This window comes from Vibrio sp. PSi01 (assembly GCF_054960695.1).
The window spans coordinates 467,285-481,510 of record NZ_JBHNYN010000002.1 but is presented as its reverse complement, the minus strand read 5'-3'; the positions used below and the strand labels follow the sequence as shown (position 1 = coordinate 481,510).

Genomic DNA, 14,226 nt, shown 5'->3' with positions numbered 1-14,226 from the left:
TTCCACCGTCATCAGATCGCACGAAGACCTGCAAACCTATAACCCACCATGAACGATGTTCTCAAAGATCCCCTAAACCAGATATTCTAGGGATTTAGAAACAATCCCATGATTTAAAAGAGTAAAAGGGTTATACATAATGATGTGTTATCTAAATGACTGAAAATATCATGACGCTCACAGAGATCCTTAAAACTCCCAATGTCCGCTACTTCTTAATGTTTCGAAGTAGCTACTTTGCGCGTTTTTATTACCCTATTTTCACCCTACTCTATTTAGATTACGGCTTAACCCTGTCTCAGTTTGCCATGCTAAACGTAGTCTGGGCAGCCACCATTGTGCTTGCTGAAGTACCGTCGGGCGCATTCGCCGATACCTTAGGCCGTAAGAAACTGGTGGTGCTATCTTCGATTGTGATGTTTGTTGAGATCGCGATGATCGCCTTAGTGCCAACCGGAAACCCTAACTTGGTGTTCATTGTCTTTCTAATTAATCGGATTCTCAGTGGCTTAGCGATGGCACTGGCGAGCGGCGCCGACGAGGCATTAGCTTACGACACCTTAAAAGAACAAGGCAATGAAGAGTTGTGGCCCCGAGTGCTGCAAATCCAGCTTCGTGTCGCCTCAACTGTCGGTATCTTTGTCACTCTAATTGGTGCGGCGATGTACGATGTGAACTTTATGGCGAACATCTTTCATTTCTTTGGACTAGCGGAGCCAGAAAGCACTAAAGACCTGATGCGTATTCCCGTGTTCGCCACCTTATTTGTTGCGACGATCGCCATCTATGCCGCGATTAATATGCGCGAAGAGAAAAAGGTGATGCCAAGCGACCAAACCAAATTAGCAACCACCATCGCAAGCCTCAAGTTAACGATCGATGCAGGTAAATGGGTATTTGCTACGCCTTACGTGCTGTTCATCTTGCTCTACTACAGCCTATTCGAACACACCTCGCGAATGTTCCTAACCATGAACAGCCAATACTATCTGGCCATTGATATTCCAATTATCTACTTTGGTTTTATTGGCGCGGGTATCAGCTTGCTTAAGATTATATTGGCAGGGCAAAGCCGAAGATTGGCAGAAAGCATCGAGCCCAAAACCTTTATTGTGTTCATGGGGTTAGCAAGCATGGCGACCTACTATTGGATCAGTTTAGGTTGGTCGATTTATGGCGTAATTCCCGCGTTGGTACTGATCTTTATCATCATGACGATGAACATATTCATTAGCTACCATCTGAACAAAAAGACGGAATCACACAACCGAGCGACCGTTCTCAGTTTCAAAGGCCTGATGTTTAACCTTGGGTATGGCTTGATCGGTATTTTGTATGCCTACTACTATAAATTGGTGTCTCAGAGCTACACCGCACAAGAGATAGAACAAAACCTCGACTTCTTAGCTTCACTGTCTTCGTTCTTCTATTACTTCACCTTATTGTTCGTTTCGATCAGCGTACTGTTCTATTTCAAAAACAAAAAAGGACCCATTTTTTGAAGGGGTTAGCTGTATTTTGTCGAAATTAAAGCTTCACCTCTGGCTATAACAAGACTAAGTCGCTTCTTATATTGGTATGGTTTGTTAGTATAATCATTAATTTATATAACACATGGAAGCGTCATGTCTTTTAGTTGGATAGCTTTTACTCTTCTTGCTGCCTTCAGCCAATCTTGGCGTAATGCATTTCAAAGCAAATTAAGTGGCACAATGAGTGTGGCGGGAGTGACGCTGGCTCGCTTTATTTGGGCTGGCCCTATTGCACTTATTTACCTATGCGCGCTCTATCAATGGCAGCCAGTCGCTGTTCCTAGTTTTTCCGGCAAGTTTGGCTTTTTTATCGTTGCAGCAGCCATTATGCAGATCCTCGCGACCGGTTTAATGGTGATGCTATTTAAACTCGAAAACTACGCGATTGGAGCCGGACTCGCTAAGTGTGAGGCTCCCGTTTCGGCAGTGCTTTCTGTGTTGTTCTTTGGTACCGCGTTAACGGTGACAGGTTGGATAGGAGTACTTATTGGCACGTTAGGCGTGCTAATAATGAGCAGCTCTTCCGGTTGGCGAAGCCTCTCTCCCAAAGTCTTTCTCTTAGGTATGGCTTGCAGCACAGCCTTTGCTTTAACGTCTCTTTGGGTACGTGAAGCTAGCTTGAGTATTGGCCTGCCCTTCCCTCATAGCGCCGCATGGGTGCTGTTTCTCGTCATTTCCCTTCAGACAGTGATTATCTGTACGTATCTTTTTTTCAGAGAACGCGACACATTGCGCCAGATCTTTACCAAGTCGAAACTGGTGGTAATGACAAGCCTAGCAAGTGTAATTGGTTCTCTTGGCTGGTTTAGCGCGATGTCACTTCAAGCCGTGCCTTATGTAAAAACATTAGGGCAAATCGAAGTAGTCTTTATGGTATTGATCTCTTACTTCTGGTTGGGGCAAAGTATTGCTCGCAAAGACATTCTTGCGCTGATCTTACTTTCTATCGCAGCTGTGTTGGTAATGTGGCAGTAGTTGAACTACGTCATACCGTGGTGTTTAATCATTCCCTCATTCCTTACTTGGTTGAATCACTACAGTCTGGCATTATGCGCTCGAGAAATCCGTGCACATTCACGGTATAGATAGCACGAAGGTAGTCAGTGTTAGAAAACAACCAACAATTAAGTAACCAATACGACGAGCAGGGTTACTTTGTTCTCAGAAATTATTTCGATGAAGCTCAAATTGCATCGCTTAGAAAAGTCGTACTTAAATTCCATGAATCGTGGAAGGCCGACAACGAAGAGTTCTATCAAGAAGAAGCGTTTAACTCGTCTCTAATTACGGGAAGCCAATATTTACCTACTGATGATAGAACTGCACTCTTTGATTTCATTAGCTCAAAAAAAGTCATGGATGTCGTTGATGCGGTAATTCCGAACAACCCTGCATTCATGAACACGCAACTATTCTTCAACCCTGTAAACCCGGAGCAGAAAGACTTTTGGCATCGTGACTGTCAATACGATTATGACATTGATGACCAGATGAGAGTAATACTAGAAACGCAAGTATTACACCTACGCGTCCCCTTATTTGATGAACCCGGAATGGAGCTCATCCCCGGAACACACAAGCGATGGGACAATGAAGAGGAATACAATGTTCGCCAAGAAGTGAATGGTAAAGAGAGCAGTGATGACATCTCTGGCGGGAAGCAAATACCGTTAGCTGCAGGCGACTTGTTGGTATTTTCGGCGGATATGATCCATCGAGGCCGATACGGGCTGGATCGGTTGGCTTTGGATATATTGATCTTTGATTCTGCGGCCGATTATGTAGACTACGTCGATGACGATTGCTTGCCAACTCCATCAATGTTGAACAAGTTTAACGATCCTAGATTGTTTATGAACACGCTACAGTTAAAATCGATGCTGTGCTAGCAATCAATTAACATCGCGAATTTTTAACAAACTAGAGTAGAGAATATCGCACATATTACGGCTTAGAGTTGAAATATCTAATCCCAGATCGCTGATTTATGATTGGCGAGACCACGCCCTTATCTGCGCAATTTCATCTTCATCGATATTTAAAGATTGCAGGAATTTGAGATGTCCTAGCGGCTCCATCTGCTCAAAGCGTTTGTGCCAATTGATCATACCCTGTTCATCCATTCCTGATTCTTTAAGTATTTCTGTCCAACGCTCTTTGGTGAGTAGGCCTTGATTAAGAAGTTCAGGGTCTTTGAGTAACGCCATTATGGACTGTTGCTGCTGGCGCAATTTTTGAATTTCTAGATCGAGGGCAGCAAACTGTTGTCTTAGTACCACATCTCGGTCTTCATCCTGAGATTGCTGTAGCAGGCTCTCAATCTCACTGACGGGAATACCATAAGAGCGATAGGCAAGTATTGATCTAAACCTATCAAGTTCTCGCTCTCCATATTGGCGATAACCGTTAGATGCTCTAGCTGCGGGAGTAATTAGCCCCTTTCGCTCGTAGTAGAGAACCGTTGTTCGACATACCTCAAGTTGCTCACAAAATTGTTTGATGCTCAACACTTAGGGCTATCCTCTTTGGTTGTTTGATAGTGAGACCAAATCAATGGAATCAATGCACTGATAAGAATAATCAGTGCGCCAATCATTGACCATAAATCAGGAATTTCAGAAAAGACAACTAAGCCAATAATAAGTGAATAGATAATCTTTACATACTCAACATTGGCAATGATGTTGGCTTGCACCCATTTATATGCAGAGATACCAACATACTGAGCAAACGAAGAGATGATGCCAACTAACAGCAGTAGCATAAAGTCTTCGACTGTTGGTGTGCGCCATAAGTAAAGGGTTGGTATTAATGTCATCAAACCAATTGCCAGAGCTTGGTATGCCATCAATGTTATCTTTGGTTCGCTCTGTGCCACTTTCCTAACACACACTACCGCTACCGACGCGCCTAGTGCGGCAATCACGCCAGATAAAACATAAAGGTTATGGCTTGCAAAGGTCGGTCGAACAACCGTCATTACCCCGATAAATCCAACCACAATCGTGAAAATTCGACTGCTGGTGATCTGCTCTACCAATACGAAATGAGCGATTAGAGCCACAAAAAGTACCTGCAGAAAACCGAGTGCTGTTGCGTCAGAAAATGGAATGTTGCTCACTGAAATAAAGCCAAAATATAGAGCGGTAAAAGCGCCTAGTATTCTTAGTAGGTGAAGCGATATTTTGTTGGGCTTAAGCAGCACACCAATATTTTTTCTGATCGCAGGCAGGAGCAAGAGCATAAAGATGAGCTGGCGAAAGAACAGGATCTGAAATGTGTCATAGTCTGTACTGAGTTGTCGAACAAATACCCCAACTATAGTAAACAGTGCTGTAGATATAAGGGCAAGAGTGATCCCTTTCATTGTCGATGAAAGGTGGTTAAAGAGCTGAAGTATCTTTGATTGCTGTAAGTCTCGTAATTGGTACAACGAAATGTGCCTCTTTAGTCATGATAAGTATAAGGCTAATCATTCTAAAGTCGTTACCTGTAGACAGGTCAAGTGATATGAGTTGTTAACGGATAAAAGTAGTCTCTTTGAAACATGAAAAAGGGTAATTCTGAGTTAAAAATTGACGTTGGTTAAGATTTAAAGTGACAAGGTTTTGGACAAAATAATAGCTCGTCCTGTTTTTCAAATTGCTTACTCAAAGTGACAGAGGTAGTTTGCGTTATTTTATGCAGGGCCTTTAGAAACCGTTGTCTATCAGCCTTAGCTCTTATATGTCACTCTCATTTTGATCGATTTCAATTTTTTCGATTAAATGCAACCTATAACGCCTAGTTTCACTATCGTCAAACTCAGTTTCCAGCCAAATATCAACTAGTTTTATTGCTAGTGTCGGTTCAATAGTCAAGGCTCCCAAAGTAAGTACATTAGTATCATTATGTCGCCTAGCCTGCTCAACAGTATGGGATTCAAAGCCCATCACAGCTCTTATACCATTAACTTTGTTAGCACAAATATTCATTCCTACACCTGTCCCACAGATTAATATGCCCATATCTACGCGTTTAAGTTTAACCAATTTGGTTACTTTATCTGCATAGAGCGCTGAATGTGTACGTTCCTTATTTCCTGTACCCATATCAATAACGGTATGGCCTTTATTTTCAATATGAGTGACAAGCTTCTGCTTTAATTCAAGTCCAGCGTGGTCATTACCTATTGCAACTTTCATACAATTACTTTCTACCTCATAGGTTTTATATAAATGTAGTGGACAATTAAATTTAGCCACATAGCTCGATGAAAAAATATACCAAATGATGCCAGAGTGAAGCATATATTGAATCAGCCGAAACAAAGAACGGAATATTTCTGCGTTACGATGTTCCCCCTCCTCTCTTCTGCACAGCAACGTATCAATGAGTGGACTAAATTAGCATCTCACGGATAGTTTCAAGTATTACAAATCTCCAATCAAGTAGCCAATTCATTGAGCTATTACAAACTGCCCATCAACATGATTGGGAGCGTTAGGCGACGACATTTTTTACTGTCTCCGGTTCCTTTGCTTACTTAGTTTACCTCTAAACCATGCGGCATTAATAACGTGTTCCTTTTCCTATTGATTAGTTGTTATGTCTTTTTGGACAAATTTACACCAACCAGAGAGCTGTGATTTAAACACAGAAAGTGTAAGAAAATGTAAATAATGTAAATTCAATGCAAATGTAAATCATTGTCATTTACCTTGCGGAGGAATAAACGACTCGTTAGACGTCATCAAAGAATGAGCGCGGTTCAGGTTACGGATAATTTGTTTCTTCCATCGCTTAAACAACGACAGGGTCTATGGAAGCCAATACGGTCAATCTTTGGTATTGGCGAAACTGGTTACGCGAAGAAAAAATCTAACGATGATAAAAAATAATAAATAGGAGTTAAAAGTACAGTGTTTTTCAAAACAAAGGTATCGCTACTAATCAGTGCAGTATTAGCGAATCAAGCATTTGCAGAAAGTCATACGACTGAAGAGCCAATGGTGCCAGCTGAAACAATGACAATTGTGGGTAGCGAGTTTGCTCATTATAAGAATGATACCAACAACACCGCTATGCGTATGGAGATGACTCAATTAGAAACTCCGGGGCAAATTACGGTCATAGACAGTTCAATGTTCGAAGAGCAAGGGGCAAGTAGTCTTGGAGAAGTTTTAGAGTATGAGTCAAGTGTAACAACAGGGAATACCAAAGGGCACAACATTGAATACTTTACCATGCGTGGTTTTGATGTTGGTAGTGGTAGCGGGATCATGAGAGATGGTCATCAACTCTGGTCGTATTACCCACAACCGACCGAGCTACTAGAACGAGTCGAGGTGTTAAAAGGTCCATCAAGTTTACTTTATGGTCAATCAGAGCCTGGCGGTCTAATTAACATGGTGACAAAAAAGCCAACGTCTGAGACGCAACTCATTTTGCGCCAAGACATTGGCTCTAACGATAAATCTAAAACTATGATAGATCTCAGTGGCTCACTTAACGAAGATCAATCTTTGCGCGCAAGAACTATCCTAGTAAAGGATAGCTACAGCTCTTGGCGCGAATATGCAGATGGAAGCAACCCTCAAACAGAACGCATGATCGGTGCACTAATGGTTGATTATGACATCAATGAAAAAGCGATGTTATCTCTGCATTATGACTATTTTGATTATGACGGTGATGTTGATACTGGCTCTTACATTGTGGATGGTAAGCCAGTTGCAGGCAGCAAATATATTTGGGACGCTGATTGGGCTAATACTGATATTAAAGTTCAAAACTACGGTTTTGACCTTCTCCTATCACCAAGTTATGACACCAACATAAAGACGGGATACAACGCCCAAAGATATGAACGTGATTATCGTTACACATGGACTAACTTTAGCAACTATGAAGAAAATGGGACTGTCACTCTGACCCCCGGTGAACAGTATGACGAGTGGAACCATGATACCGCTTATGTTGATCTTACCCACAACTTCGATTTAGTTGGAACTGAGAATACTCTATTAATTGGTGCGAACTACTTGAGGTATTCTTTCGACCGTATAAATCATACAGGTGATGTAGTTAGTGCAAGTGTTGGAGAGTCTGTCGACTTCCCTGAATCGTTGAATACTAGCATAAGAGCGTCTTCTTACGATCTTTGGGGTACTTACATCCAAAACTTAACAAAATTCAATGATCAATGGCATCTTCTAGTGGGTGTTCGTTATGACGAGAAACATGATGATATTACTGAAAGCCAAGTTTCACCAAAAGCAGGGATTATTTACCACCCTTCAGATAATAGCTCTATTTATGTCCAGTACTCAGAAAGTTTCATTCCTCAAGGTGAAGTGGGTACATCTTATATAAACGAAGGTGAAAAACTCGACGCTGAATTAGGTAAATCTTATGAAGTCGGAACCAAATGGGAGCTATTTGATCGTCGCTTATTTTTGACTGGGGCTTTGTTTGAGACAACTTTATCGAACATTCAACTAAGCGTTGAAAACCCAGATAATGCAGATGAAGATATTTTGACTCAAGATGGCGAACAGGTTCATCGAGGAGCTGAATTCGCAGCACAGGGGCTTGTTAGTAGTAAGTTAAGTCTTTCAGGATCTGCTACATATCTTGATGCAGAGATAACAAACAGCGCTTCTTACGAGGGTAATGTACCAGCGAATACACCTGAGTTTTCAGCGTCAATATGGTCAAATTACAAACTTAGAGATGACACCAATCTAAATCTAGGCGTTGTCCATGTCGGAAGCCGCTACGGTGACTCAGGTAACACTTTCAAGAAAGATGCATATACGCGTATTGATACCGGTATCTCTTACACTCAGAAGTACAACGACCTCAACATCGTAGCTCGCTTCAATATTGAAAATCTATTTGATACTGATTATCTAGATGGAGGCGGCAATACAAGAAGCACTCAATTAGGTGGTGAGGATGTTGATATTGGTGAGGGTCGAAATTATATGGCTAGCATCCAATTTGAATATTAATTAGCTGGCTCTCAGCTTAAGCCATTGCAACCAAAACCGTTTTTCAATAGGTGTGATGTTCGCGATGGCTTTTCTGATTTTAGGTTAAGTTATAAGCTGATTGGTTTTTACCTTTCAGCTTATAGCTTTAGCTATAATATCAGGATTCATTTAACACCGACCTTACTTTTAGGCTTCTTACCAAGGAAGAACTTGCCTAGATTTAAGTGCTCCTTTCCCCTGCGACACCTAGAGGCAATCAGAAGCCAGTATTTAACTCCATCTATCAGATACCTACCCAGAATATCTCTTAAAACGAATTGGCAGAGCGACTTTCGTAAGTCGATATAAAACAAAGAAACGATGAAGAATAATTTTATTTGTAGAAGAGTTTAGATCTAGTCTATTAATTGGTTTTGTCAGTAACCTTGGTGCATAACAATAGCTATTGTGTCAATGCTTTGGACACTCGACTAACATGAACTAAGCTCATTAGCTTAATTGATGGTTTGATGATTAGCTGCGCACTACCTACTATAAATAACCAAGTACCACTTTCAATCAGAGACTCATTTAAAAAGAAGAAGCTACCAACCAAAAACCAAACTGCAATTAATAAATCATTGAATGCTCCTAAAGCCTCATAACGACGCTGAATCACTATATGTTTTTTACCAATATCTACATCCAACTCTACACCTTGATTCACAAACTCTCCTAAATCGAACTACAGCTAAAGATACAAAGGGCTATTAGCTCATCAATATGTTAATTGCCCTATCAAGACTTTCATTGAAGCCATCAAGTGTTGGAAGTTATTCAGAGAGTATCAATTATCGGTAGATTACCGACATTAATAACACACTCACCTTTCCAAGTAGTACCCGATATAAACGCTTCTCTTTAGAGCCTACATAAACAATTACAGAGTGTAAACCAGGCGTAATTGAAAATTATTATGTCCTATTGATTTATACAGTGCTGGCTACACCAATGGCATAACAACAGTGGTAAACTCAACTCATTTATGAGTGTTCAGCTAACTTTGGGGCAGATCTGAGCTAGAAGCTAACTCATGACTTGATATAAAAACCTAGTTCAAGCATTCACCAAGCCAGCACGGCCCGCGAATCTCAAGTTATAAGCCGTCCAAATTGCCCTTCAATCGTTATCCCCTCTTCTTATATTGATCTATTTTCTCCTAATCGAAGTACAAGTTATTAATAATTCGATGTAAATCGCTAATTTTTTTAAATTGTTGTCTAGAATCTCATAGGGCCTATCGCTTCGGTAATTGCCAATAGAAACGACACCTTTTGATTCTGTTTTTGGTTTTAGGGAGATGAAATGGAAAGCCCAATTGTCACGCTCAAACATGCGAGCAAAAGCTTTGTTGATGGCAAAGAGACCCATAACGTATTGGAAGGCGTCGACTTCACATTGGCGACGGGCGCAAGTGTGGCTTTGACAGGAGCGAGTGGCAGTGGCAAAAGCACCCTACTCAACGTGATTGCTGGTTTCGAACCACTTTCAGTTGGTGAGTTGTGGCTAGATGGCGATAACGCGATGGTTTGGAAGGATCCGCAATGGAGTCGCTTTCGCCATCACAAACTCGGCGTTATCTTTCAACAGTTCAACTTACTCACCCCGCTCAACGTAAAACAAAACATCGCCTTCCCGCTTCATTTAAACCAACAAAAATGGAACGATTGGTGTGATTATTTGGTGGAAGCTTTAGGCATCAGCGAGCTACTTGATAGGCATGTTTCTGCGCTCTCTGGCGGCCAACAGCAACGTGTCGCTATTGCACGCGCGCTAGCCCACAAACCCAAGCTACTGCTTGCCGATGAACCGACAGGCAACCTCGACCAAAAAGCAGGCTTGGAAGTCATGAAGTTGCTGAGTGAAATCACCACACAAGGCAACACTGCTGTACTGTTGGTCACACACAGCCCTGAGTGTGCCAGTTTTATGCAAACACAGTTGGTTTTAGATGATGGTCGTTTGAAGACCGTTGATTTGAAAAAGGCTCTATCGCAAGCCAGTGAGCAGCCCTATGAAGCAAGCTAGGTTTGCGAGCACCAAGTTCACCCATACCAAACTGACTCTAAATCTGTTCGTGGCGCACTATCGCCAATCACCGTTACAAGCTGCTGCAATTTTAATCGGCATCGTGCTGGCGGTGACCTTGTTTGTCGCCGTGCAAGCCATTAACCTTAATGCGAAACGTAGTTATTCAGAATCGACTGAGCAACTTAGCGCACAGGCGCAAAACTTAATCATTCCGCCATCAGGGCAAAACTACTTACCAGAATCGCTTTACTTCACCTTGAGACAAAATGGATTAAGTGCCGCGCTGCCTGTGATTGAAGGGCAAGTGAGAGACGAGCAAGGACGTCGTTGGTCAATACAAGGCAGTGAATTAATCGCCGCTCTCACCTCAAGAGCTCGTTACTCTGGCGTCGATGAAAAAAGCGATAACGAAAAAGACAATACTCGAGGCAATGATCCAAACATTTCCCTGTTCGATGCCGCCTTACCTTTACCGCCACTCTTAGCGGGCGAGCCCATCGTGATGATGAGCCAATCGCAATACCAAAACTTGGGCGAAGTAGACACGCTCACTCTGGATGAAATCAAAACCAAAGTCGTGGTGCTACCAGACGAATGGCAACTGGGTAGCAGAATGCTGATGGACATTGGATTCGCTCAGCAACTGCTCAACAAACAAAGACAACTGAGCTACATCGCTGTGTTTAATCCCAATAACAACTCACTCGATAAATGGCAAAGCATCGTTGGCGAACAAGGGCAATGGATCACCAATAATCAAAGTACCGATCTCGGCTCGATTACTGACAGCTTTCACCTCAATCTCACCGCCATGAGTTTGTTGGCGTTTTTGGTTGGCCTGTTCATCGCTTACAACGGTGTTAAGTACAGTTTGCTGAAACGTAATCGGCTGTTGGTGCAAATTCAACAAGCTGGAATTGCGCCAAGCATCGTATTTTCAGCTCTGTTAGTCGAGCTGACTCTTTTAGTCACATTGGGTGCGTCGCTTGGTTTCATTTTAGGAATTCAATTAAGCCACTGGCTCCACCCCACCGTCGCGATAACGCTTGAGCAACTTTATGGTGCAACACTGCTTCCCGGTACATGGCAGTGGCAATGGTTAGCGCAAGCTTTACTGCTCACTCTAGCCGCAACGCTGGTTGCATGCTGGCAGCACTTTAAGCAGCGCGTCCGCCAGCCTCTCTCTTCACATGGTGGTTTTTATCAAGCGCCGGAAGCCTCGAACGAAAATCAGCTATTTGTTGTTGGCGTGGTACTCACTGTTTTGGCGTTGGCCGGTTTATGGCTTAGCGAACACCACCGGTTCACGATGGCCTGGCTCGGTGTGTTAGTTGTGTCGATACCTTTGTATCTACCGAAAACCCTAAGTGTGCTAGCGAGTTGGAGCGAAAAGCGCGCCCAATCAGGTTTAATACAATATCTGTTTGCTGAACTGCGTGAGCTGATCTCCCCTCTTTCCCTTGCCATGATGGCGCTGCTTCTTGCTGTTACCGCCAATATAGGAATGAATACCTTAGTTGGCAGTTTTGAGTCCACCCTAAAGCAATGGCTTGAACAGCGATTGCATGCCGACATTTACGTTAGCCCCGCCCAAGGTGAAATTGCCAATGTTGAACATGCCTTAACCCTGTTTGATAACGTTGAAACCGTCTACAAGCAATACTACGTTGATGATAACTTGCAAGGCTTGCCTATTTTGCTCGGCACCAAAGACAATGAAACACTTGAACAAACCATGGTGTTCCAATCTCATGTTGATAACTTCTGGACGCGCTTTTACCAAGGTGAATTAGTGGCGATCAGCGAACCTACGGCGGTGAAGCTCGGCTTGTCCCTTGGAAGCCAACTCAAATTAGACGCTATTCAAGACAATACATTGAGTGTTGGCGCGATTTTCCATGACTATGGCTCACCAAATGGGGAAGTGTTATTGGCTCCCAACTTATGGCTTGAAAACGGCTTTACGGACTTACCCACCAGCTTGGGAATCAAAGTATCTGGCGACCCACAACAGGTGTACGAACAATTACGCCAACAATTGAATTTGCATCCTAGTCAGCTTTACGATCAAGCCCAAATCAAGTCCATCGCTTTGGACATTTTCTCACAAACTTTTGCCATTACGCGGGCGCTCAATGGCGTCACTTTAATGGTTGCTGTTATTGGTTTGTTCTGTGCATGCTTTATGTTGCTCGACGCACGTAAGGCCGCTATTGCAAGGTTGTATGCGCTTGGCGTTAGTCGGAAGAAATTAATGGTTATGGTGGTGGGGCAAATCGTTGTTCTGGTCGCTTTTACTCTAGTGGTCGCCGTGCCGCTTGGTGCCATGGTAGGCTATGTACTGACGGACATCGTCACCCTTCGCGCATTCGGTTGGAGCTTAAATTACGTATGGAACTGGAGTGACGCACTGAACATTGCTGTCATCACTATTTTAGTCGCAGTGGTTGCTACCTTAATTCCGCTGTGGCGTTTGGTCAGTAAGCCGGTCGTGTGCAGCTTGCAAAGTGAGGTGTTGTGATGAACCAACTAATTAAGGCAGCAGCGCTCATTCTGTTGAGTTTATCTCTTATCGCATGTGAAGACTCACAGCCCCAAAACATGGGCTCAGTCCTCAGCACTGAAAGACAAACTGACGAAGAAACGCAAACAGACAAAGCGCAGTTCACTACAGTGGTAAAAGGCATCGACATCACCTTTCCTGCCGACCATCAAGCACACCCTAATTTTCGTCATGAATGGTGGTATTTAACTGCCAATCTGACTGATGAAGAAGGTCACTCATTAGGTGTGCAATGGACTCAATTTCGTTTCGCAACCGCACCACAAGAAAGTGACCACAGCACTCAGAAAACAACATGGCAAAGCCAACAGATCTATATGGCGCATAGTGCCGTCACCACCAAAGACAAACACTATGCCAACGAAAAATGGTCTCGCGGTCAAGCTAAGCTAGCAGGTGTCGATTCTTCACCATTTCGAGTTTACCTTGATGATTGGCAATGGACCTCGGCTACCGATGATCTATTCCCTGCTACGTTGAATGCAGATTCTGAACAGTTTGGTTACTCGCTCAAATTAACTAACGATGCACCCTACCAAAAACAGGGCGACCAAGGCTACAGCACCAAGAGCGGTGACGCGAAGGTAGCTTCGTATTACTACAGTCAGCCGTTCATTGATGTATCAGGCGAAGTGATCATTAATGGAGTCGCACATCAAGTATCAGGCAAAGGTTGGATCGACAGAGAGTGGAGTTCGCAGTTTTTGCTCGACTCACAACAAGGTTGGGATTGGTTTGCTCTAAGGTTAAACGATGCAACCAGTTTGGTCTTGTTCCAACTTCGAGATTCAAAAACAGGCAAAGCCAGCTATTCCCATGCGAGGTTAATGCAGCGAGAAGGTTCTGGCATCGCGATTAAACAACAAGACATCAGCTTAACCGTCACCAAGAAAACAGAGATCGATGGGCGTGACTATCCAACAGAATGGCAAATTAAGATTCCGACGCAACAAATTAAACTGACTGTTTCGGCACTTAATCCAAATGCGAAAATGCCACTATCGGTGCCCTATTGGGAAGGACCAATCATGATTAAAGGATCCCACTCTGGTTCTGGCTATATGGAGCTGACAGGATATTAAGC

11 protein-coding genes are annotated in these 14,226 nt (G+C 43.0%); 7 read left to right on the top strand and 4 right to left on the bottom strand.

Annotated features, from left to right (window positions below):
* The first annotated feature begins 170 nt into the window (after nt 1-170).
* From ACFI6G_RS05200 to ACFI6G_RS05190, 3 genes are all read left to right on the top strand, one after another.
* Nucleotides 171-1,502 carry an MFS transporter gene (locus ACFI6G_RS05200; RefSeq protein WP_032544939.1) on the top strand — a complete coding sequence of 444 codons (1,332 nt, stop codon included), beginning with the start codon at nt 171-173 and terminating at the stop codon, nt 1,500-1,502.
* A gap of 123 nt (nt 1,503-1,625) precedes the next feature.
* Nucleotides 1,626-2,507, top strand: a complete 882-nt coding sequence (locus tag ACFI6G_RS05195; RefSeq protein WP_010431385.1) for a DMT family transporter — start codon at nt 1,626-1,628, stop codon at nt 2,505-2,507.
* A 128-nt stretch (nt 2,508-2,635) separates the two neighbouring features.
* A complete protein-coding gene (locus ACFI6G_RS05190; protein WP_016767874.1) occupies nt 2,636-3,421 on the top strand; it encodes a phytanoyl-CoA dioxygenase family protein in 786 nt (261 codons plus the stop codon).
* Nucleotides 3,422-3,517: 96 nt separating this feature from the next.
* Here ACFI6G_RS05190 and ACFI6G_RS05185 read toward each other — a convergent pair whose 3' ends face one another.
* The 3 genes from ACFI6G_RS05185 to rpiB form a co-directional block, all read right to left on the bottom strand.
* The gene (locus ACFI6G_RS05185) at nt 3,518-4,042 is read right to left on the bottom strand and encodes a MerR family transcriptional regulator (RefSeq protein ID WP_010431390.1); all 525 of its coding nucleotides are present in this window, start codon (nt 4,040-4,042) and stop codon (nt 3,518-3,520) included.
* Nucleotides 4,036-4,899, bottom strand: coding sequence for a DMT family transporter (locus tag ACFI6G_RS05180; protein ID WP_016784300.1), 864 nt, complete (start codon nt 4,897-4,899; stop codon nt 4,036-4,038). The genes ACFI6G_RS05185 and ACFI6G_RS05180 overlap by 7 nt, the downstream gene beginning before the upstream one ends.
* A 355-nt stretch (nt 4,900-5,254) precedes the next feature.
* Nucleotides 5,255-5,716: a ribose 5-phosphate isomerase B gene (rpiB, locus tag ACFI6G_RS05175; RefSeq protein WP_010431394.1), complete on the bottom strand. Its 462-nt coding sequence runs from the start codon at nt 5,714-5,716 to the stop codon at nt 5,255-5,257.
* Between the two features lie 717 nt (nt 5,717-6,433).
* Between rpiB and ACFI6G_RS05170 the strand changes: the two genes are divergently transcribed.
* Nucleotides 6,434-8,527 (top strand): TonB-dependent siderophore receptor, encoded by a 2,094-nt coding sequence (locus ACFI6G_RS05170; protein WP_016793203.1) that lies wholly within the window; start codon nt 6,434-6,436, stop codon nt 8,525-8,527.
* Nucleotides 8,528-8,951: 424 nt separating this feature from the next.
* Here the strand turns inward: ACFI6G_RS05170 and ACFI6G_RS05165 are convergent, their stop codons facing one another.
* Nucleotides 8,952-9,215, bottom strand: a complete 264-nt coding sequence (locus ACFI6G_RS05165; protein ID WP_010431397.1) for a YrhK family protein — start codon at nt 9,213-9,215, stop codon at nt 8,952-8,954.
* Between the two features lie 638 nt (nt 9,216-9,853).
* Between ACFI6G_RS05165 and ACFI6G_RS05160 the strand changes: the two genes are divergently transcribed.
* The 3 genes from ACFI6G_RS05160 to ACFI6G_RS05150 are packed head-to-tail and all read left to right on the top strand — an operon-like array spanning nt 9,854 to nt 14,224.
* Nucleotides 9,854-10,576, top strand: a complete 723-nt coding sequence (locus ACFI6G_RS05160) for an ABC transporter ATP-binding protein (RefSeq protein WP_010431399.1) — start codon at nt 9,854-9,856, stop codon at nt 10,574-10,576.
* Nucleotides 10,563-13,100, top strand: a complete 2,538-nt coding sequence (locus ACFI6G_RS05155; protein WP_016797913.1) for an ABC transporter permease — start codon at nt 10,563-10,565, stop codon at nt 13,098-13,100. Before ACFI6G_RS05160 ends, ACFI6G_RS05155 begins: the two co-directional genes overlap by 14 nt.
* A complete protein-coding gene (locus tag ACFI6G_RS05150; RefSeq protein WP_016797912.1) occupies nt 13,100-14,224 on the top strand; it encodes a lipocalin-like domain-containing protein in 1,125 nt (374 codons plus the stop codon). Before ACFI6G_RS05155 ends, ACFI6G_RS05150 begins: the two co-directional genes overlap by 1 nt.
* The last annotated feature ends 2 nt before the right edge of the window (nt 14,225-14,226 follow it).